Raw genomic sequence first — 20,428 nt, 5'->3', positions numbered from 1 at the left:
GCACATCCGGGGTGTCGCCGGTGGTGTCGGGATCATGAGGAGGGATGAGACGCGACTGACCAGTCGGTCGATGCGCTTACCACGCCATGCGCCATTGACCTGAAGGTTGGGCGAGGGTGTCGGTATCGGGCAACAGCGTGTCGCCGGGCGGTGTCGCTGCGTCTGAGAAGTCGGAGAGAATCTTGTCGCGCAGTCGCACGAAGCGCGGATCCGTACGTTCGCGCGGGCGCGGCGATGCCACGTCGACGATGCGACGGATGCGGCCGGGTCGCGGGGCCATCGTCACGACGCGGTCGCCCAGGTAGATCGCCTCGTCGACATCGTGCGTGACGAGGATCATCGTGATGCGTTCGCGTTCCCAGATGCGCAGCAATTCGTCTTGCAGACGGCCGCGCGTGAGGGCGTCGAGCGCGCCAAAGGGTTCGTCCAGCAGCAGCACGCGCGGGCGATTGACGAGGCCGCGCGCGATCGCCACGCGCTGCGCCATGCCGCCCGAGAGCTGATGCGGATACGCTCGCTCGAAGCCCGCTAGGCCCACGAGTGCGATGTGCTCAGCCACCGCTTCGTGCTTGTCGCGTGCCGACAGCGGGGCGTTGCGCAGTGCCGCCAGGATGTTCTGTTCGGCCGTGAGCCAGGGTAACAGCCGATGATCCTGAAACACGATGCCGCGCTCGAGCGAGGTGTCGCCAATACGTTCGCCGCGCATCATGATGGCGCCGTTGTAGCCCGCGTCGAGGCCGGCGATCAGACGCAACAGCGTGGATTTGCCGCATCCGCTCGCGCCGAGCACGCTCACGAATTCGCCGGGGCGTACATGCAGCGTCACGTCGTCGAGCACGACGAGCGCGGACTCGCCCGCGCCGTAACGCTTGCTCACGTGCAGAATGTCGAGTCCCGCGGGTTCAGTGACGCTCATCGGCTTTTCTCCCAGGTTCTGTTGATTGGTAGTCCGGATCATTGGATGTTGATGTGCAACCGCGCCAGCACCGTTCGCTCCACGCGCCGTGCGAGCGCATTGAGTGCCCAGCCGATCGCGCCCACGACGATGATGCCGAACAGCACGAGGTCCATGCGGAACTGCTCGCTGCCGTCGATCAGAAGATTGCCGATGCCGCTGCCCGCAACGAGCAGGTACTCCGCGCCGAGTGTGGCGAGCCACGAATAGATGAGCGCGAGATAAAGACCCGTGAAAATAGAGGGCAATGCGGCCGGCAACAGGACATAGCGGACAAGCTGCAGGCGCGAATAGCGCAACGCCTGCGCGAGTTCGACGTATTTGCGCGGCACGGCGTGAATGCCGTCACACGTATGGGCGGCAACCGGGAGCAGCGCCGCGAGCGAAAGGAACACCACCTTGGCGGCGTCGCCGAGTCCGAACCACACGGAAATGAGCGGAATCCACGCGAACAGCGAGATCTGCTTGAACGTGTCGAAGCTCGGCCCCACGACGCGTGCTGCGATGCGCGAGAGACCCAGCGCGCCGCCCAGCAGGAACCCCGCCGTTGCGCCGATGGCAAAGCCGCAGGCTTCGCGGACCAGCGACGCCGAAAGTGCCCGGACTAACGCACCGCTCTCGGTCTGTTCGTAAGCGGTGCGAATCACATCGCCGGGACTCACGAGCAGGCCGCTCTTCACGAGATGCGAGGCGCTCAAGGCCCACCACAGCGCTACGGCGACGAGGGGCAAGGCGGCGCCGCGTAAATCGACACGTCGGCGCGGCCTGGCTTCGGTGGCCGCTTCACAGGCGCAATCGGGACGCGCGGACGCTCGTGCAAGCGAAATTTTCATGGCGAATTCTCCCCTGTCCTGAATGACGGCAATCGCGCATCATCAGCCGCGAAACGCCGAAGGCGTGCCGCGCCGCAAACGCCGCTCCAACACATCGAGCAGACGATTGATGACGAGGCCGACCGCACCCACCACGACCACTGACGCCATCACGAGATCGAGCTGAAAGAGCTGGCGGCCATACACGATCAGATAGCCGAGCCCTTCCGACGACGCCACGAGCTCGACTACGACGAGCGCGAGCCACGCCTTCGTGAAGGCGAGGCGCACGCCGGTTGCGAGCGTCGGAACCGCGGCGGGCAGCACGAGCCACACGATACGTTGCCAGCGGGTATAGGCGAATAGGCGCGCTACTTCGTCGAGCGCGGCGGGTGTTTGCCGAAAGCCCTGCATGGTGCTGAGCGTGACGGGCACGAGCGCCGCGTGAGCGATGAGCAAATATTTGAGCGGCTCGCCCACCCCGACGAGCAACAGCAGAAACGGTAGCCAGCCAAGCACGGGGATCTGCACGATCGCGTTGAAGCTGGGCAGCACCCACGCTTCGAGCGTGCGAGAGAGCCCGAGCGCGCCGCCGATCAGCAGGCCGAGCACGGTGCCGCCTGCAAAACCCAGCAGCACGCGTTGCAGGCTGATCAGCGTATTGCGCGCCAGCTCGCCGCTTTGGGCGAGATCGACGAAGGTTTCATAAACGCGCTGCGGCGCAGGCAGGATTTGCGGGGCGATCCAGCCACGCGCGCAGCCCACGCTCCACAGCAGAAAAAGCACGGCAGGCAGCAGCCAGGGCGCGAGATGCCACGCCCAGCTGCGCAGTACGCTGCGCCAGCGCACGCGCGCGCTTGTCGCGTCGATACGTGGTGCTGTTGCACGCGGCGTGTCCGAAGCAATCGTGATCGCGGTTTCCGTCATGATGCGGCTCCTCTCGCGTGCTCAGCCAAGCGGCTTGCCGGCAGCGTCGTAGCGGGTCCAGTAGTGTTCGAGCTTTTGCTCGCGCAGCGCGTTGTCGAGATAGCGCGGCTCGAACCACGATTCGACCTCCACGGGCTGGCGAATCAGCTTCAGGCGCAGCGCGTCCTGCGCGACGGCTTTGTAGCGCGCCACGATGAACGGATCGATCAGCGGCGAATTGCGGTACTTGAGCGGCTGCTCGCCGAATTCGGCTTGCCAGGACGAATAGCTCACACCGCTCTTCGCCCAAAGCTTGAAGAGCGCGTCGCGGTTCGCTTCGTCGGACGACCATTGCGCCGCTTGCACGAAGACATTGACCACGCGCTGCACGATGTCGGGGTGCGCCTTCTCGAAGCCGTCGAGCACGAGCAGATGCGCCTGGCGCGTCAATTGGGGGCCATCATGCTGCGATTCGTAGACGATGCGCGCGAGCCCCTGATCGCGCAGCCGGTAAAGGTGATAGTCGTTCACCGAGGCGTCGATGCCTTTCGATGCGAGCGCCGCGAGCGAGCTTGCCGTGTCGAGATTGATCACGCGTAGCGCGCGCTCGTCCAGCTGGTTCCCGGCGAGCGCGTTGTCGGCCACGAGCTGCAGATTCGTGCCGCGAAAAATCGCGACGCGCCGGTCCTTGAGGTCCTTGATCGATTTGATATCCGAATTGGCAGGCACGCCCACCTTCACACCGGAGCGCACGCCAGACTCCAGCAGAATGCGGGTCTTGAGACCGTTGGCGCGCGCGAGCACCGAGGGCAGGTCGCCTTGATACGCGAAGTCGAGTGCGTTGTCGGCAATGGCCTCATTTACTGCGGGGCCGGCGCCCTTGAAGAAGAGCCACTCGACCTTGATGCCGTTGGCGGCGAATTCCTTTTCGAGCAGCTGCTGGCCGCGCACCGTGGCAGCGGGCGAGCCGCCGAAAGTGGGCGGGTCGCCCGCGCCTTGCTGCGCGACGCCGATGCGGATCACGGCCGGCTTTTCAGCGGCGGCATGCAGGGAGATGAGCGAAAGCGCGGCATAAATCAGAAGCTGCGGCAGATACTGCAGAACGCGATGTGAACGCATGGGCAGGTCGGATTTGGGTGACGAAACGGGGTGCGCGGACTGGCGAGCTTGCGTCGCTGTCGTTGCCGTTGGGTCATTCTTTTCCGGGTATGCCGATCAGGACAACCAATGATTCGAGATTTGCATTTCTCGACAAAGGCGCTGCGTTTTTTGGGGAAAGTGAACGGCAGGGCCCGTTCATGATAGTGGAGCGCACCCCGTGCCGAAGGAAGAAATCGTGCTATCGATGTGAGCAGAAGCGCAAAGCCGCACCGCGCGCCGGGCGCGGTGCGCGCAAGCGCGCCTTATTGCGTTTCGACCGCATGGCGCGGCGCAGCGGCACGCCGCGACGGCATGAAGTACCACACGGCGCAAAGCACTTGCATCCCGACGAGAACAGCCCACACGGTCTGATGCGCGACCGCGGGGTAGTGGCCGTCAAGTGCCGGCCAGTGCGCGAGTGCGGCGCCGATCGCGATCTGCAGAAGGAAGATGCCGATGAAGATGACGAGCGTGAACGTGGTATTCACACGGCCGATCAGGCGCGGCGGGAAATATTCGGCGAGCACGGCATAAGTGAGGATGCCGGTGCCGCCGAACGCGCCGTACGCGGCCCAAAGTAGCGGCGCGGGCAGCGGCACGCGCGCGGCGAGCAAGGCTTGCACGAGCACGAACACAAGCATCGTGACGCCGGAAAAGAGCTGGACGCTCACGCCGCGCCGCTCGAAGCTGCGTGCGAGCGCGCCAAAGCCGATGTTGCCGACAATGAATGCGCCGCCGAGCACGGAAACGAGCGAGGCCGCACGCGTACCGACATCGGCGGTGCCGGCCGGTACGACGTCGCGCAGGAACGCGCCGACCCACAACGACTGCATGGCGTAGAACACGGCCTGGGTGAGGCCCGAGAACGTCGCGGTCTTCCAGAATGCATGGCTGCACAGGATGTGCGCGGTGCCTTTGAACTGCTCGAGCACGCTCGCCTCGTGGTGGGTGTCGCGTGTGCGTGGCCCGCCGATCCAGATGATGGCGGCCACCAGCACCGTGAGCGCCGCGAGCCCGAGGCTCACCGCGCGCCAGGGCGCGATCGAGAGCAGCCACGAGAGCGGGGCGCCCACGGCCACGCCGCCCAGGCCGCCCACGGCCATCACGAGGCCGTTCACGAGCGTGAGCTGTGCGACGGGAAAGTGTTGCGCGGTGGCCTTGAACGCGCCGCCCAGACAAACCGACACGCCCACGCCGATCAGCAGCCGGCCGACCATCATCGCGGCCATGTTGTGCGAGACGCCGAAGATCAGCGCGCCCGCCGCCGCCACGAGCATGACGCACGCGGTGACGCGGCGCGGGCCGTAATGGTCGAGCAGCACGCCGCCCGGAATCTGCGCACCCGCGAAGCCGAGGAAATAAAGGCTCGTGAGCGTGCCGAGATCGGTCGCCGTGAAGCCCATTTCGCGCGAGAGAAACGGTGCGAAGCCGAGGTTAACGCCGCGAAACAGGTACGAAATGAAGTAGCCGAGCGCGAATACGGCGAAGACGCGCAGTCTGAGTGAGGTCATGTTGGGGGCGAAAGCGGATTGAATGCCTGGCTGTCGATTATTGGCGATCTGCCGTGTGTGAGGCCAGCGAGAGATTTCAGACGGCATTGTGAGTAGAATTTGACGTCATGGCCCGACCTCTCCCACCTTTGCAGGCGCTGCGCGCCCTTGAAGCCGCTGCACGGCGGCGCAGTTTCAGCCGCGCCGCGGAAGAATTACATTTGACGCACAGCGCCGTGAGCCATCACTTGCGCGCGCTTGAAACGGAACTGGGCGTCGAGTTGTTCCGCCGCACGGGCAGTCGCATGATCCCCACGGCAGCGGGCGCACAGCTGGCCGAGCGCGTGCGCCGCAGTCTCGACGACCTGCGCGATGCGCTCGACGCCACGCGCCCCGGCGTGAGCGGCGTCACGCGGCTGGAACTGAGCGTGATGTCCGATTTCGCGTCGGTCTGGCTGATTCCGCGCCTGGGCGACTTCTACGACCGCCATCCCATGGTCGACCTCTCGCTGCGCATGCACGCCGACGTGACGCCGCCCGACCCCTATCCCTTCGACATCGGCATCTGGCATCGGCGGGTCGACGAGCCCGGCTTCCAGATCCGCAAGCTGCTGGACGACCAGGTCGTTGCGGTATGCAGTCCGGCCTTGCTCGCACGCCATCCCGACTTTCGCATGGAAGATCTCGCGAGCATGCCGCTGCTGCGTTTTTCGCGCCGTTCTTGGCGCGACTTCTTCGAAGCCGCGGGCGTGGCCGGCGACGAACCGGAGCGCGGACCAGTGTTCGACGACGCGGGCCTGCTGCTGCAGGCGACGGTGGCCGGGCAAGGGGCGGCGACGGCACGCCTGCAGCTCGCGCGCGGATTCATCGAGCGCGGCGAGCTGGTGCAGTTGGGACAGGTCCGCATTCCGGCCTCGCTTGACTATTACTTCACGTGGCGCGAGGGGCATCCGCGCGAGGCGGCGATCCAGCAGTTCTATCGATGGATAAAGGCGCAATTGGCCAATTGATGCCGGCCGGCCTCTCGTATTGCGCAATGGGTATTCGGGTTAACCGCTGTCCGTATTGTCAACGCTGCTTGTGTGATGCGCGTTGCTGTTTGAATAAAGCGGCTCAATCCCGCTCTGGATTACGCGATTAGTCATTGTATTCATATCGCATGCACCAGGGCGGATCATGGCTGAAGGCATCGCACCGGGCGTTTAAAAGCGGCAATGAAACGCCGGTGAATGGGCCGTAAAGTGGGCGCGTGAAGCGATTCAATTGCGTTCTTGCGCGATGGCTTCACTATTTGGACAATCAACTGTATTCGTCTGCGGAAAGCGGCAGGAAGTGTGGCGTGGAATCACAGATTGGGCACGCTTCGTGTCAAGAATGAAATAGTTGCGGTATTGTTATTCCCCATCGCCGTTAGGCGCGTGAATGTTTTGTAGTCAATGGTGTAGTTAACGGCCCATTCCTGGGCCAGCAATAAGACTGACAACAGGAGAAACTGCATGAAGGCTATTCAGATGTTCAAGCTTGCCGCAGCCACGGCACTCGTGGCGGCCTCGTTCCAGGTCTACGCGCAGGACGCTTCGGCACCGGCAGCCGCAGAAGCCCCTACCAGCGGTCCGACGGCCTCAGCCCAGCACAACGTCAATCAATCGAAGGCAGCATTGCGCCAGGCACGCGCTGCGAACCGTGCGCTCGGCCGTAAGGTCCGTGCGGCGCTCGCACGCGACCGGAACATCAGCGTCTCCAACATCACCGTGCGTGCGAAAGACGGCGCCGTCATCCTGCAGGGCACCGTGCCCGAGCAGGCGCAGATCCAGCGCGCTGGCGATGTTGCCAAGGGCGTCGAAGGCGTGACGTCGGTGCGCAACGCGCTGACCATCCGCCCGGTTGGGACCTGAGCATCGGCTAGCCGGCGCGCGCCCATCGCCCTTCGAGGTGCGGGCGGCGATGCCGGAGCGGGTGTCTTTCTTCCTGAAGGCCGCACATGCAGTCCCATTCATGGACTGCATGTGCGGCTTTTTTATGGCTTGGCGAAACTGTGAAGCGCCATGCGGTAAAGCGCGTTGCGCTCACGGCTCGACGTAATGCATTTCCGGCGATTCGCCCATCAGCAGCGGGCGATTGGCGTCGGCGGCCGCGCGCAGATAATCCCAGAGCGACGTGATGCGCCGCAGCTTGCGCAGGTCCTCGCGGCTGCACAGCCAGAAGCGCCGCGTCACCACGACTTCGTCGGGCAGGATCGGCACGAGGCGCGGGTCGGGCTCGGCCATGAAGCAAGGCAGGATAGCGAGCGCGCTGCCTTGCAAAGCAGCATGGTATTGCGCGATCACGCTGGTGCTGCACAGGTTCGCGGCCACGTTCGGCGCCGTGCGTTCGAGGTAGAGCAGCTCGTGGCTGAACGCCAGATCGGCGACATAGCTGATGAAGGCGTGATTGCGCAGGTCGGCGGGCGTGCGAATGCGTGGGTGGCGCTCGAGATAGGCCGGCGTGCCGTACAGGCGCAACCGGTAGTCGCATAGCTTCGTGTAGACATACTGTCCGCGCTCGGGGCGCTCCAGCATGATCGCGAGGTCGGCCTCGCGCTTTGAAAGGCTCACGAAATGCGGCACCGGCAACAGGTCGATCGACATGTCGGGATGCTGGCCCGTGAAGCGCGCCAACTGCGGTGCAAGAAAGAAGCAGCCGAAACCCTCCGTCGAACCCACGCGCACATGGCCCGAGAGCGACTGCGCGCCGATTGCGAACTGCTCGCTGGCCGATTGCACCGTGGTTTCCACGGCATCCGCGTAGGCCAGCAGGCGCTGGCCTTCGGTCGTCAGCACGAAGCCGCCCGAGCGCGATTTGTCGAACAGGACGGTGCCTAGCGCTGCCTCCAGCTCGCGCACGCGGCGCGCAACCGTGGTGTGGTCGACGCCCAGGCGCTTCGCGGCGCCGCTCGCACGCTGCGTGCGCGCGACTTCCAGGAAGTAGCGCAGATCGTCCCAGTTCAGTGTCTCCATGCTGCTCGTTGTGTTTTTTTGCATATCGGATGGGCTTTTTCATCTCTATGCCGTGGATATTCGAATAACTATACTCGTTGAAGAACGCGACTGAAACAGACACGGTCGCACGACAACAAGGATGGAGACAGACGATGCCAATGCAGTCGTTCCCCGCGCGGGCGCCGCAGGTATGCACCCCGGCGCGCCGGTGTTCAGCGGGCCTCTCCTTTACCTCGCCCAGCTCCATTCCCCGCACGCTCGCCATGACTGTACGCGTTCGCACAGCGTGCTTGCGCGCGTGCTGCGATTGAGGATGTCGCTGGTTCCGCACCTTTTGCTATATCCGGCCACGGCCGGCCCGTTCGAATCCATCAGGGAGAGTTCACGATGAACGCAGTGACCCAGGCATCCAACGCGCAAGTTTCGACCGTCAAGCTGCTCATCGACGGCGAGTTCGTCGAATCGCAAACGAAGGAATGGCGCGACATCGTCAATCCGGCCACGCAGGAAGTGCTCGCGCGCGTGCCGTTCGCGACCGTCGAGGAAGTGGACCAGGCCGTGAAGGCCGCACACGCCGCATTCGCCACGTGGAAGAACACGCCGCTCGGCGCGCGTTTGCGCATCATGCTCAAACTACAGGCGTTGATTCGCGAGCATATGCCGCGCATCGCGCAGACGCTCACCGCCGAGCAGGGCAAGACGCTGCCCGACGCCGAGGGCGACATTTTCCGCGGCCTCGAAGTGGTCGAGCATGCCTGCTCGATCGGCACGCTGCAGCAAGGCGGTTTCGCCGAGAACGTGGCGGGCGGCGTGGACACCTATACGCTGCAGCAGCCGCTAGGCGTGTGCGCCGGGATTACGCCGTTCAACTTCCCCGCGATGATTCCGCTGTGGATGTTCCCGATGGCGATCGTTTGCGGCAATACGTTCGTGCTCAAGCCTTCGGAGCAGGACCCGCTCTCGACCATGCAACTCGTCGAACTCGCCATCGAGGCGGGCATTCCGAAAGGCGTGCTCAACGTCGTGCACGGCGGCAAGGAAGTCGTCGATGTGATCTGCACGCACGAACTCGTGAAGGCGATTTCGTTCGTCGGCTCGACCGCCGTGGGTACGCACGTTTATCGTCTGGGCAGCGAGCACGGCAAGCGCGTGCAGTCGATGATGGGCGCGAAGAATCACGCCGTCGTGTTGCCCGATGCGAATCGCGAGCAGGCGCTCAATGCGCTGGTCGGCGCGGCGTTCGGCGCAGCGGGCCAGCGCTGCATGGCGACTTCCGTGGCCGTGTTCGTGGGTGCCGCGCAGCAATGGGTGGACGAGCTGGTGGAAAAGGCGAAGACCCTCAAGGTCAATGCGGGCCATGAGGCCCGGACCGACGTTGGGCCGGTCGTTTCGCGCACCGCGAAAACGCGCATTCTCGGCCTGATCGACTCGGGCGTGAAGCAGGGTGCAACGCTCGCGCTGGATGGCCGCGACGTGAAGGTGCCGGGCTATGAGAACGGCAACTTCGTCGGCCCCACGGTGTTCACGAACGTGAAGACCGACATGGACATCTACACGAACGAGATCTTTGGGCCGGTGCTCGTGGTGCTCTCGGCGAAGACGCTCGATGAAGCGATCGCCATTGTCAACGCGAATCCGTTCGGCAACGGCGTGGGCCTCTTCACGCAGAGCGGCGCGGCGGCGCGCAAGTTCCAGAGCGAGATCGACATTGGCCAGGTCGGCATCAACATTCCGATTCCGGTGCCGGTGCCGTATTTCAGCTTCACGGGTTCGCGCGGTTCGAAGCTCGGCGACCTGGGCCCGTACGGCAAGCAGGTCGTGCAGTTCTACACGCAGACCAAGACGGTCACCGCGCGCTGGTTCGACGATGCGACCGTGAGCGACGGCGTGAACACGACGATCAGCCTGCGCTGATGCGCGGCCCGGCATCAACATGGAGTCCTGAACAATAACGGAGAACGGCTCATGAAAATCGGATTTGTCGGGCTGGGCCACATGGGCGCGCCGATGGCGCTCAACCTGCTCAAAGCGGGACATACGGTGGCGGTGTTCGACTTGAGCGCGAGCGCGATGCAAACGCTCGCCGAGGCCGGCGCGCAGAAGGCCGCATCGGTGAAGGCGGCGGCAAGCGGCGCGGAGTGTGTCATCACGATGCTGCCCGCCGCTGCGCACGTGCGCAGCGTGCTCACTGCCGAAGACGGCGTGCTGGCGGGCATCGCGAAGGGCGTGACGATCATCGATTCGAGCACGATCGATCCCGCGAGCGTCAAGGAGTTCGCGAAGCTGGCCGAGGCGCAGGGGAATGCGTTCGTCGATGCGCCGGTGTCGGGCGGCACGGGCGGCGCGGCGGCGGGTACGCTCACCTTCATGGTGGGCGGTAGCGCCGCGCACTACGAGAGCGTGAAGCCGGTGCTCTCGGGAATGGGCAAGAACATCGTCCATTGCGGCGAGACGGGCACGGGGCAGGTGGCGAAGATCTGCAACAACCTCGTACTGGGCATCACGATGGCCGGCGTGGCCGAAGCGATGGCGCTGGGCGAGGCGCTCGGCATCGACCCGAAAGTGCTGGGCGGCATCATGAACACGTCCACGGGCCGCTGCTGGAGTTCGGATACCTACAACCCGTATCCTGGCGTGATCGAGGCGGCGCCTTCTTCACGCGGCTACACGGGCGGCTTCGGCACGGACCTCATGCTCAAGGACCTGGGTCTCGCCACCGACGCTGCCAAAGGCGCGCATCAGCCCGCGTACATGGGGGCGCTTGCGCAGCAGCTCTATCAGGCCATGAGCAGCCAGGGCGACGGCAAGCTCGACTTCTCGGCGATCATCAAGCTGTATCGCGCCGGGAAAGGTTGAGGCGCCTGGTTTCGAGTCGCGAAAGGCGCGCTGCGAAGCGCGCTTTTTTTTCGACCGTATTTTTTAGCCCTTGATACGAGCCTCGACGCGTGCGAAGAGCCGCTTGAACCAGACGCCGAGTAGCGCATTCGAAGGCGCGAGCGCGGTGGAGCAGGCAAGAATGCGATAGACATCGTTGCGCGTGACCTTCGAGGTCTTCGCGGGATCGAGCCAGTCGTCGTTCTCGACGAGGCGTTCGAGCGTTTCGAGGCCGATGAGAATGGGCCACAGGCAGGCGAGCCGCAGGCGCACCGAAAGGCGCGGCAGCGCGAACGTATAGTCGATGGCCGCGCGGAAATGATCGAGCGCGATGCGCACGAGTTCGAGCATGATCGGCCGTGCGCGCGCCGAGGCGCCGGGCTGCAGCAGGTCCTGCGCGGTGAGCCCCGCCTGGGCCAGCATCGAAGCGGGCAGATAGCAGCGGCCAATGCGCAGATCCTTGCCGCAGTCCCGCAGCACGTTCACCATCTGCAAGGCCTTGCCGAAGCGGATGCCGCGCACGTACATGGTTTGTTCCAGCGAGGGCGCGAGCGTGCCGGGCAAGTGCATGTAGGTCATCTTCGTCCAGAACTCGCCAACGCAGCCCGCCACGAGATACGTGTAGCGGTCGAGTTCGTCCCATGTGTTGAGCGCGGCCACCTGGCCCGAACGCTCGTCGGGGAACGTGCGTAGATCGAACTCCATGCCTTCGGTGAGCGTCGTGACGATCTCGCGCACGGCCTGGCGGTCGGCCTCTTCGAGTTGCGCGAGCACGTCGAGCGCGCCGCCCAGCGATTCGAGCAGCAGCTTCTCGTCCGATTGCGTCTGCTGGCCCGCGACCTCGCCCGCGAGATCGGCGAGCAGCGTGTCATGGTTCGTCGCGCCGTTCACGCGCTCGCGCAGCGCGAGCAGCAGGGCAAGGCGCCGCTCGGGCGGGATCAGCGCGGTGTCGGCAATGGTGTCGGCGGCGCGCGCGAGCAGATAGGCTTCGCCCACGGGGTCGCGCATGCCGGCGGGCAGCACGCGCATCGTGAGGTAGAACGAACGGGAAACGCCTTTGAGCAACGGGCCCAACAGGTGGGCCCGGGTAGAATTCTGCATGTCGGATAGGGGCAGCGGGGGACGGATCGGACGCAGCCGCATTGTATCGTGGACGAGGGAGACGAGGCCCGTTGAGACCCGAACGCGCGTTTTACGACCTCCAGGTGCGTTTCGCGCGCACGGCGGCGCGGCTGGCGGACATGCCGCTCGCGGCGGCGTTGCTCGACTGCACGAATCTGTATGTGCGCTTCGGCGCGGGGCGCACCTTCGATCGCACGAACCCACTCTGGGCCGCCTATGTAGAGGGTCTCGATGAGCGCGCAAGCGTTGCGGAGCAGTGCGAGTGGACGTGGCGTTACATGCAGCGCTGCCCGACCCATCAGGCGGCGCCTGCGGTTGCCGTCACGGTTGGCTGCTTCTCGTACGCGCAGGAACCGCATGGCGGCGTGCGTCTGCATTTCAATGCTCAAACCGACAACGGCATGTCGCCGCTCGATACCCGGCAACTTGCCGAGCGGCAAGGCGAGTTGCGGACGTTAATCGACCAGTTGCGCTGGCAATTGCGCGAAAGCGGTCGTGCGGCGAGCGACGTGCTCGTCCACGGCACGTCCTGGCTCTACAACGTGCCCGCTTACCGGCGGATCTTTCCAGCGGCCTATATTGCGAGCGCGCAGCCGGTCGCCCGCCTGCGTGCGCTCTCGCTTTGGGGCCAATTTCTCGACCGTAACGGCTGCGTGCGCAACGAGGCGGCCGCGATGCTGCTCGCGCGCATCGAACGCGCAAGTGCCTTCACCGATCTTTTGTCTTGCTTTCCCTTACAGGCGCTAGCGGTACAGGCGAGCGTCGAGGTGTTTGCCGATAGAAAGCGAACGTAACCGATACGGTTACCAAGAATTTTTCAAGGTAACCGTGACAGCGTGCAAGAGAGAGAAGATTGAAAGCCGCTGCATGCACGCGGGGCATTGGCCTGGCGCGCAAATGGATGCGCGCGAAACGACCGAACCCGGCCCTTGCGCAATATAGATGAAAGTAATCCCTGTAATGCAGGGGTAACGCGCACATCGCGCCCAGCGCACTAGACTCCGCCGATGCTTTTGTCACGGAGCGTCGCTCATGCCCTCGTCCCCGGCTCTTGCCATTCATTCCCTGCGCGATTTCGAGCTGACTGCGGACGGCCAGTACCTGATGGTGAACGGCAATCAGCCGGACAGCGTCGCGCTGCATTGCTCGGTGATGCATGATCTGCTCGCCGCGCTTTCCAACGCGATTGGCCGCTCCGAGCGCATCCGCCACAAGACCGCGAGCGTGAAGTTCACCATGCCCTGCGAGGCCTGGGAGGTCGGCCGCGAGTCGGGCGACGTGCAGCATCTCGTGGTGAGTTTTCGTCTGCCCGGCGGCGCTGAATTGTCGTTCCGTCTGCAGCCTGCGCAAGCCGTGCACATGACCGAGGTGCTCTCGCTCGCAACGGGGCTCGCCAAGATGCGCCTGCCTGGCCGCGCGAGCATGCAATAGGCGTGGCGCGCCGGCTTCGCCTGGCGCATCCGTTGTACACCCCGCATCCGTGGATGCCGGCCGCGCGCGTCTCGCGCCGGTCATGGCGCATTCGGCACTTTCACGGCTCTTTCGTTGGCTTCACATTCGACCTCCCGCATGACGGCATCAACTAGCACGGCGCGCTATGCACGCGCACTGATTCTCGCCGGCTTCGGCATCGGTGTGACCGCTGCGGCGCACGCCACCGAGCCCTTCGTGGTCCAGGACATCCGCATCGACGGGCTGACGCGCATCGAGCCGGGCACCGTGTTCGCCTATCTGCCGATCAAGCAGGGCGAGACCTTCACCGACGACAAGGCTTCCGATGCCATTCGCGCGCTCTACGCGACGAGCCTGTTCAGCGACGTGCGCATTTCCACGCAAGGCCGCACGGTGGTCGTGCAGGTGCAGGAGCGGCCCGCCATCGGCACGATCGACTTCGCGGGCATCAAGGAATTCGATAAGGATAACTTGACGAAGGCGCTCAAGTCGGTCGGTCTCTCGCCGGGCCAGAGCTACGACAAGGCGCTCGTCGACAAGGCGGAGCAGGAACTCAAGCGCCAGTACCTCACGCGCGGCTACTACGCGGCCGAAGTCACGACCACGGTCACGCCGATCGACCGCAATCGCGTCGGGCTGCTGTTCTCCGTGGTCGAAGGGCCGAGCGCGAAGATTCGCCAGATCAATTTCATCGGCAACAACACGTTCAGCGACGGCACGCTCCTCGATGAAATGCAGCTCTCCACGCCGAACTGGTTCTCGTGGTACACGAAGAACGATCTGTACTCGAAGGAAAAGCTCACGGGCGACCTCGACAACGTGCGCTCGTATTATCTCGACCGCGGCTATCTGGAGTTCAATATCGATTCGACGCAGGTTTCGCTGTCGCCCGACAAGAAGGACATGTATCTGACGATCGGGATTCACGAGGGCGAGCCCTATACGATCTCGAGCGTGAAGATGGCCGGTAATCTGCTCGACCGCGAGGCGGAGTTGAAGAAACTCGTGGGCATCAAGCCGGGGCAGCGTTTTTCGGCGCAAAAGCTCAAGGACACGACCAAGGCGATCGTGGACAAGCTCGGCGAATACGGCTACGCATTCGCGACCGTGAACGCGCTGCCGGAAATCGACCAGAAGGACCACACGGTTGCGCTTACGCTACAGGTCGATCCGAGCCGACGCGTGTACGTGCGCCGCGTGAACGTCACTGGCAATACACGCACGCGCGACGAAGTCGTGCGCCGCGAAATGCGCCAGCTAGAAAGCTCGTGGTTCGATTCGAACCGTCTCGCGCTTTCGAAGGACCGCATCAACCGCCTTGGCTACTTCACCGACGTGGACGTGACCACGGTGCCGGTGGAAGGCACGCCGGACGAGGTGGACGTGAACGTGAAAGTGACCGAGAAGCCCACCGGCACGCTTTCGCTGGGCCTCGGCTACGGTTCGGGCGAAGGGCCGATCATCTCGGCGGGCATTTCGCAGGACAACGTGTTCGGCTCCGGCAACAGCCTCTCGCTGAACGTGAATACGGCCACGACATACCGCACGCTCTCGGTCACGCAGGTTGATCCGTATTTCACGGTGGACGGCATCAAGCGCATTACCGACGTCTACTACCGCACGACCGAGCCGCTTTACTACTCGAGCACGAACGACACGAGCTTTCGCATCATTTCGTATGGCGCTGACATGAAGTTCGGCATTCCGTTTTCCGAGACCGACATGGTGTATTTCGGCCTCGGCATCGAGCAGGACCGCCTCGACGTCGATTCCAGCACGCCGCAGACCTATATCGACTACGTGAACGAGTTCGGGCGCGTCTCGAACACGGTGCCGCTTACCGTGGGCTGGTCGCGCGACAACCGCGACAGCGCGCTGGTGCCGAGCCGCGGCTACTATGCGCAGGCCAACGCCGAATACGGCACGCCGGCTGGCACGCAGTACTACAAGGGCGATGCGCAAATGCAGTATTACTACTCATTCGCGCGCGGCTTCGTGCTGGGGCTGAACTTCCAGGGCGGCTACGGCAACGGTCTGGGCGGCAAGCCGTATCCGATCTTCAAGAACTACTATGCGGGCGGTATTGGGTCGGTGCGGGGCTATGAATCGGGCTCGCTCGGGCCGCGCGACACCACGACGAACGACCCGATCGGCGGCTCGAAGATGGTGGTCGGCAATATCGAGTTGACGTTCCCGCTGCCCGGCACGGGTTATGACCGCACGCTGCGCGTTTTCACGTTCGTGGATGGCGGTAATGTGTGGGGCACGGAAGGCAGCAGCACTGGGGCGAACGGCTTGCGGTACAGCTATGGCGCGGGGCTTGAATGGATCTCGCCTATTGGGCCGCTCAAGCTTGATCTGGGCTTCCCGATCGTCAAGCACGCAGGTGATCAGTATCAGAAGTTTCAGTTTCAGATTGGGACTTCGTTTTGAGCTTTTTTTGCGGTTCTTTTGTGGGTTTGGCCTTTTCTTTTATTCGCGGCGGTATGCAGGCGTTGCCCCTGTGCGGGGCGGCACCTACTTTTCTTTGCAGCGGCAAAGAAAAGTAGGCAAAAGAAAGCCGCTCAAACCGCTAGCGCCTGCCACCGTTCACATCTCGCCGTAAATAGTGAATGGCTCCGGAGCGTCTGTCGCCACTCGCCCCCAGACGGAGTGACAAGGCGCTCATCCTTCCAGCGGCGCTCCGCGCGCCGATGGGCATAGCTTAAAACCCTTTGGTGCGCGTGCATTCTCGCGAATTCTGATTCATCCCATATGGTTTCCCTTGCAGACCCGACCGCAGCGCGCGTAGCGAGCAGCGGGATGAATGACGGCCTTGTCACTGACTTTGGTGGTGCGAGGTGACAGACGCTCCGGAGCCATTCACCATTAACGGCGAGATGTGAACGGTGGCAGGCGCTGGCGGTTTGAGCGGCTTTCTTTGCCTCCTTTCTTTGCCGCTGCAAAGAAAGGAGGTGCCGCCCCGCACAGGGGCAACGCTAGCATACCGACACAAATACAAGTAAAAGCAAAAACAGCCAGAACAACAAGAAAAAGCAACCAATCAAATCAGCAACTCAAGCGAGTGATAAAGCCGCCTGCGCTCAGGATTAGCAGAAGCCTCACCAGCATGAATCGCCTCCTTGAGGCATTCCAGAAAGCATTCGGCCGCAGCGGAAAGCGGCACACCGCGCCGGGCAACCACGCTCACCACCGTGCGATCCACTTCCTCCTGAAGCGCGAGCGCCCGCAAATTGTCGCGCGCAAAGCGCGTTTCCACCAGCGGCCACGGGAAGATGCTCACCATATCCGTGTTCATGATGAGCCCCATCGCCACCACGAACGAGTGCGCGAGGTGCACGTTTTTCGGCATCGGCAGGCCGTGACGCAGGAAGACGTCGTCGGCGATCATCTCCTTGCTGGCCGGGTCCCAGTTGAGCAGCCATTCGCAATCCTGAAGTTCTTTCAGCGACTGCGCATGCGAGAGCGGATGGTCCTTGCGCACCACGACGGCCGACTCCGTGGCGAAGATCGGCGTCTGCGTGAATTCCGCATGCAGCGAAGCGGGCCCGGGCTTCCCTAGCGAGAAGTCGAGCGAGCCGTCGCGCAGCCGCGGCATCACGATATTGAGCAGGCCTTCGTAAAACTCCAGCTGCATGCCGGGCATGCGCTCGCGGAACAGCGTGACGGCGTCGGGCAGAAAGGAGAGGGCGAGCCACGGCGTCACACCGATCGCGAGCTTGCCGCCGCCGCGCCCGCGCCGCGCATCGAGTTCGTCCTGGGCGCGCGACATCTGGTGCACGACGAGCCGCGCATGAACGAGCAGCGCCTGGCCCGCTTCCGTGAACGCGATGCCATTCGCGTTGCGCGTGACGAGCGCGATTTGCTGCTCGGCTTCTAGTTCGCGCACCGCCTTCGTTGCCGCGGCCGGTGAGATGCCGAGCGCACGCGCGGCCGCGCGAATGCTGCCGGTATCGGCCATGGCGACGAGCGCGCGGAACTGATGGAACTTCATAAGGGATAACCCGGGTGCGCACTTCTGGTTGGCGGGCCAACTATTTTAGGGCTGTCGGCGCCAGACAGACGTCATTATTCTCGAGCGAATTCGTCGTCCCCTCTGGAGAGAATTCGTATGAACACGATGGCTATCCCGGCCGCTATCGCCGCGATCGAAGAAGAGATGATCGCGCTGCGCCACGAGATCCACGCGCATCCCGAACTCGGCTTCGAAGAATTCGTCACGAGCGACCTCGTCGCGCAGCGCCTCACCGAGTGGGGCTACGAGGTGCACCGCGGGCTGGGCGGCACGGGTGTCGTGGGCACGCTCAAGGTGGGCGATGGCAAGCAACGCCTCGGCCTGCGCGCCGACATGGACGCGCTCCCCATCCACGAAAACACCGGCCTCGACTACGCGAGCCGCATTCCCGGCAAGATGCACGCGTGCGGCCACGACGGCCACACGGCCATGCTGCTCGCAGCGGCGAAGCATCTCGCGCAGTCGCGCAACTTCTGCGGCACGCTGCACCTCATTTTCCAGCCCGCAGAAGAAGGCCTGGGCGGCGCGAAGCGCATGCTCGACGAAGGCCTTTTCGAGCGCTTTCCCTGCGACGCCGTGTTCGCCATGCACAACATGCCGGGCTTCCCCACGGGCAAGCTCGGCTTTCGCGCAGGGCCGTTCATGGCTTCGTCGGACACGGTCATCATCGACATCGACGGGCGCGGCGGCCATGGCGCGGTGCCGCATAAGGCGATCGACCCGGTGGTGGTGTGCGCCAACGTCGTGCTCGCGCTGCAGACCATCGTGTCGCGCAACGTGCCGCCGCTCGACATGGCGATCGTTACCGTGGGCGCGATCCATTCGGGCGACGCCCCCAACGTGATTCCACAAACCGCGCAAATGCGCCTCTCGGTGCGCGCGCTGCGCCCCGAAGTGCGCGACTTGCTGCAGGAGCGCATCACGGCGCTCGTGCACGCGCAGGCGAGCGCGTATGGCGCGACGGCGCGCATCGACTATCAGCGCCGCTACCCGGTGCTCGTAAACGACGTGGCGATGACGGAGTTCGCGCAGGACGTGGCGCGCGACTGGCTCGGCGAAGGTGGGCTCATTCACGACATGGCGCCGCTCACCGGCAGCGAGGACTTCTCGTTCCTGCTCGAACGCTGCGCGGGCAGCTACCTCATCATCGGCAACGGCGACGGGGAGGGCGGCTGCATGGTGCACAACCCCGGCTACGACTTCAACGACGACTGCCTCGCCACCGGCGCGGCATACTGGGTGCAGCTCGCCGAGCGCTTCCTGCGCGGCTGAAGCCCGCAGCCAGCGGGCAATCGCACCACGATACGAGACACGAGACACACGAGGAGACACCCGATGAACGCTACGTCGATTCAGGCGCCGGCCGCCGCCGCCCAGGCTTCCACGCGCCGCTCGCGCGCGAAGGCCATCTTCGCGATCACGCTCGGCAACGGGCTCGAGTTCTTCGACTTCACGGTCTACAGCTTCTTTGCCTCAATCATCGGCTCGCTGTACTTCCCGGTGCATGGCTCGCTGAACCAGTTGATGCTCGCCGTGGGCAGCTTCGGCGTGGGCTTCGTCGTGCGTCCGATCGGCGGCATCGTGATCGGTGCGTTTGCGGACCGCGTGGGGCGCAAGGCCGCCATGACGCTCACGCTGTGGCTCATGGCGCTCGGTTCGGCGCTGATCGCCTTCGCGCCCACCTATGCGCAGATCGGGCTCGCGGCGCCCGCGCTGATCCTGCTCGCGCGTCTCGTGCAAGGCTTCGCGGTGGGCGGCGAAGTGGGCGCCTCGACATCGCTCCTGCTCGAATACGCCGACGACCGTTCGCGCGGCTTCTACGGCAGCTGGCAGTTCGTGAGCCAGGGCCTGAACACGGTGTGCGGCGCGCTCATCGGCGTGGCGCTTTCCACCTTGCTTTCGCAGGCCGCGCTCGAAAGCTGGGGCTGGCGCGTGCCGTTCGTGATCGGCATGCTGGTCGTGCCGGTGGGCGTGTACATCCGCCGCCATCTCGACGAAACGCTCGTGAACCCCGTCGAAGTCGAAGACGCCGAACCCGTGGCCGACATGGCGCGGCCGCTGCGTGAGATTTTCGGGCGTCATCGCACGGCGCTCGTGGCCGGCATCGTCACGACTATCGGCGGCACGGCGGCGAACTATATCGTGCTGTTCTACATGTCGACCTATGCGATCAAGATTCTTGGCCTGCCGATGTCGGTCGGCATGAGCGCGGCCCTCGTCGCGGCGCTCGTCACGGCCATCTGCTCGCCGTTCGCCGGCTCGCTTTCCGACCGCCTGGGCCGCAAGTGGGTGATGGGTGTCTCGCGCGTGCTGCTGATCGCCGTGATCTATCCGGCCTTCATGGTCATTCACGCCATGCCGACCGTCGCCACCGTGCTCGCGGTCGTGGCCGTACTGGGCGCGATCGTCGCGTTCACGGCGGTCCCCAATATCGTGATGCTGCCCGAACTCTTTCCTCAGTCGATTCGCGTGACGGGCATGTCCGTGGTCTATTGCGTGGGCGTGTCGATCTTCGGCGGCTTCGCGCAGTTCTTCGCGACCTGGCTCATCAAGCTGCTCGACAATCCGCTCGCGCCCGCGTGGTATCTGATCGGCTGCGGGGCCGTCTCGCTGCTCGCACTGCCGCTCATTCGCGAGCCGGCGGGCCGTCCGCTCGATTAAGGCTTCTCTTCGGCCGCTACGCA

General features: G+C 64.2%; 17 protein-coding genes. 9 read left to right on the top strand and 8 right to left on the bottom strand.

What is annotated here, in order from left to right; genetic code table 11:
- Nucleotides 1-76 precede the first annotated feature (76 nt).
- The 5 genes from M3A49_RS28865 to M3A49_RS28845 all read right to left on the bottom strand — a co-directional run bounded on the left by M3A49_RS28865 (nt 77) and on the right by M3A49_RS28845 (nt 5,324).
- Nucleotides 77-916, bottom strand: coding sequence for an ABC transporter ATP-binding protein (locus M3A49_RS28865; protein WP_266232057.1), 840 nt, complete (start codon nt 914-916; stop codon nt 77-79).
- A 38-nt stretch (nt 917-954) separates the two neighbouring features.
- Nucleotides 955-1,788, bottom strand: coding sequence for an ABC transporter permease (locus M3A49_RS28860; RefSeq protein WP_266232056.1), 834 nt, complete (start codon nt 1,786-1,788; stop codon nt 955-957).
- A 42-nt stretch (nt 1,789-1,830) separates the two neighbouring features.
- Nucleotides 1,831-2,694, bottom strand: a complete 864-nt coding sequence (locus M3A49_RS28855; protein WP_266232055.1) for an ABC transporter permease — start codon at nt 2,692-2,694, stop codon at nt 1,831-1,833.
- A 21-nt stretch (nt 2,695-2,715) separates the two neighbouring features.
- Entirely contained in the window at nt 2,716-3,792 is a 1,077-nt protein-coding gene (locus tag M3A49_RS28850) for an ABC transporter substrate-binding protein (protein ID WP_266232054.1), read from the bottom strand.
- 284 nt (nt 3,793-4,076) lie between these two features.
- Nucleotides 4,077-5,324, bottom strand: coding sequence for an MFS transporter (locus tag M3A49_RS28845; RefSeq protein ID WP_266232053.1), 1,248 nt, complete (start codon nt 5,322-5,324; stop codon nt 4,077-4,079).
- A gap of 107 nt (nt 5,325-5,431) precedes the next feature.
- Here M3A49_RS28845 and M3A49_RS28840 point away from each other — a divergent pair, with 107 nt between their 5' ends.
- On the top strand, nt 5,432-6,313 hold the full coding sequence (locus M3A49_RS28840) for a LysR substrate-binding domain-containing protein (RefSeq protein WP_266232052.1): 882 nt from the start codon (nt 5,432-5,434) through the stop codon (nt 6,311-6,313).
- Between the two features lie 486 nt (nt 6,314-6,799).
- The gene (locus tag M3A49_RS28835; protein WP_266232051.1) at nt 6,800-7,198 is read left to right on the top strand and encodes a BON domain-containing protein; all 399 of its coding nucleotides are present in this window, start codon (nt 6,800-6,802) and stop codon (nt 7,196-7,198) included.
- Nucleotides 7,199-7,369: 171 nt separating this feature from the next.
- Here M3A49_RS28835 and M3A49_RS28830 read toward each other — a convergent pair whose 3' ends face one another.
- Nucleotides 7,370-8,323: a LysR family transcriptional regulator gene (locus M3A49_RS28830; RefSeq protein WP_266232050.1), complete on the bottom strand. Its 954-nt coding sequence runs from the start codon at nt 8,321-8,323 to the stop codon at nt 7,370-7,372.
- 345 nt (nt 8,324-8,668) lie between these two features.
- Between M3A49_RS28830 and M3A49_RS28825 the strand changes: the two genes are divergently transcribed.
- Together M3A49_RS28825 and mmsB are read left to right on the top strand one after the other, a co-directional pair.
- Entirely contained in the window at nt 8,669-10,195 is a 1,527-nt protein-coding gene (locus M3A49_RS28825; protein WP_266232049.1) for a CoA-acylating methylmalonate-semialdehyde dehydrogenase, read from the top strand.
- A gap of 51 nt (nt 10,196-10,246) precedes the next feature.
- Nucleotides 10,247-11,137, top strand: coding sequence for a 3-hydroxyisobutyrate dehydrogenase (mmsB, locus tag M3A49_RS28820; RefSeq protein WP_266232048.1), 891 nt, complete (start codon nt 10,247-10,249; stop codon nt 11,135-11,137).
- 63 nt (nt 11,138-11,200) lie between these two features.
- Here the strand turns inward: mmsB and M3A49_RS28815 are convergent, their stop codons facing one another.
- Nucleotides 11,201-12,256 carry a phytoene/squalene synthase family protein gene (locus M3A49_RS28815; protein ID WP_266232047.1) on the bottom strand — a complete coding sequence of 352 codons (1,056 nt, stop codon included), beginning with the start codon at nt 12,254-12,256 and terminating at the stop codon, nt 11,201-11,203.
- A 71-nt stretch (nt 12,257-12,327) separates the two neighbouring features.
- Here M3A49_RS28815 and M3A49_RS28810 point away from each other — a divergent pair, with 71 nt between their 5' ends.
- The 3 genes from M3A49_RS28810 (at nt 12,328) to bamA (ending at nt 16,162) form a co-directional block, all read left to right on the top strand.
- Nucleotides 12,328-13,071, top strand: a complete 744-nt coding sequence (locus M3A49_RS28810) for a hypothetical protein (protein ID WP_266232046.1) — start codon at nt 12,328-12,330, stop codon at nt 13,069-13,071.
- 238 nt (nt 13,072-13,309) lie between these two features.
- Nucleotides 13,310-13,708 carry a hypothetical protein gene (locus M3A49_RS28805; protein ID WP_266232045.1) on the top strand — a complete coding sequence of 133 codons (399 nt, stop codon included), beginning with the start codon at nt 13,310-13,312 and terminating at the stop codon, nt 13,706-13,708.
- 138 nt (nt 13,709-13,846) lie between these two features.
- Nucleotides 13,847-16,162 carry an outer membrane protein assembly factor BamA gene (bamA, locus tag M3A49_RS28800; protein WP_266232044.1) on the top strand — a complete coding sequence of 772 codons (2,316 nt, stop codon included), beginning with the start codon at nt 13,847-13,849 and terminating at the stop codon, nt 16,160-16,162.
- A 610-nt stretch (nt 16,163-16,772) separates the two neighbouring features.
- Here bamA and M3A49_RS28795 read toward each other — a convergent pair.
- The gene (locus M3A49_RS28795) at nt 16,773-17,723 is read right to left on the bottom strand and encodes a LysR substrate-binding domain-containing protein (protein WP_254342145.1); all 951 of its coding nucleotides are present in this window, start codon (nt 17,721-17,723) and stop codon (nt 16,773-16,775) included.
- Between the two features lie 117 nt (nt 17,724-17,840).
- Between M3A49_RS28795 and M3A49_RS28790 the strand changes: the two genes are divergently transcribed.
- Nucleotides 17,841-19,016, top strand: coding sequence for a M20 aminoacylase family protein (locus tag M3A49_RS28790; protein ID WP_266232043.1), 1,176 nt, complete (start codon nt 17,841-17,843; stop codon nt 19,014-19,016).
- 63 nt (nt 19,017-19,079) lie between these two features.
- A complete protein-coding gene (locus tag M3A49_RS28785; protein WP_266232042.1) occupies nt 19,080-20,405 on the top strand; it encodes an MFS transporter in 1,326 nt (441 codons plus the stop codon).
- The last annotated feature ends 23 nt before the right edge of the window (nt 20,406-20,428 follow it).

Origin of the sequence: Paraburkholderia sp. CNPSo 3076 (assembly GCF_026343935.1) — a bacterium.
Classification (GTDB): Bacteria; Pseudomonadota; Gammaproteobacteria; order Burkholderiales; family Burkholderiaceae; genus Paraburkholderia; species Paraburkholderia nodosa.
The sequence above is the reverse complement of the archived record's forward strand: the minus strand, read 5'-3'. Positions and strand labels throughout refer to the sequence as shown.

Coding starts and splice junctions, on each gene's coding strand:
- M3A49_RS28815 (WP_266232047.1), bottom strand. CDS start 12,256: ATGCAGAATTCTACCCGGGCCCACCTGTTGGGCCCGTTGCTCAAAGGC.
- M3A49_RS28805 (WP_266232045.1), top strand. CDS start 13,310: ATGCCCTCGTCCCCGGCTCTTGCCATTCATTCCCTGCGCGATTTCGAG.
- mmsB (WP_266232048.1), top strand. CDS start 10,247: ATGAAAATCGGATTTGTCGGGCTGGGCCACATGGGCGCGCCGATGGCG.
- M3A49_RS28825 (WP_266232049.1), top strand. CDS start 8,669: ATGAACGCAGTGACCCAGGCATCCAACGCGCAAGTTTCGACCGTCAAG.
- M3A49_RS28795 (WP_254342145.1), bottom strand. CDS start 17,723: ATGAAGTTCCATCAGTTCCGCGCGCTCGTCGCCATGGCCGATACCGGC.
- bamA (WP_266232044.1), top strand. CDS start 13,847: ATGACGGCATCAACTAGCACGGCGCGCTATGCACGCGCACTGATTCTC.
- M3A49_RS28845 (WP_266232053.1), bottom strand. CDS start 5,324: ATGACCTCACTCAGACTGCGCGTCTTCGCCGTATTCGCGCTCGGCTAC.
- M3A49_RS28785 (WP_266232042.1), top strand. CDS start 19,080: ATGAACGCTACGTCGATTCAGGCGCCGGCCGCCGCCGCCCAGGCTTCC.
- M3A49_RS28790 (WP_266232043.1), top strand. CDS start 17,841: ATGAACACGATGGCTATCCCGGCCGCTATCGCCGCGATCGAAGAAGAG.
- M3A49_RS28835 (WP_266232051.1), top strand. CDS start 6,800: ATGAAGGCTATTCAGATGTTCAAGCTTGCCGCAGCCACGGCACTCGTG.
- M3A49_RS28850 (WP_266232054.1), bottom strand. CDS start 3,792: ATGCGTTCACATCGCGTTCTGCAGTATCTGCCGCAGCTTCTGATTTAT.
- M3A49_RS28860 (WP_266232056.1), bottom strand. CDS start 1,788: ATGAAAATTTCGCTTGCACGAGCGTCCGCGCGTCCCGATTGCGCCTGT.
- M3A49_RS28830 (WP_266232050.1), bottom strand. CDS start 8,323: ATGCAAAAAAACACAACGAGCAGCATGGAGACACTGAACTGGGACGAT.
- M3A49_RS28840 (WP_266232052.1), top strand. CDS start 5,432: ATGGCCCGACCTCTCCCACCTTTGCAGGCGCTGCGCGCCCTTGAAGCC.
- M3A49_RS28865 (WP_266232057.1), bottom strand. CDS start 916: ATGAGCGTCACTGAACCCGCGGGACTCGACATTCTGCACGTGAGCAAG.
- M3A49_RS28855 (WP_266232055.1), bottom strand. CDS start 2,694: ATGACGGAAACCGCGATCACGATTGCTTCGGACACGCCGCGTGCAACA.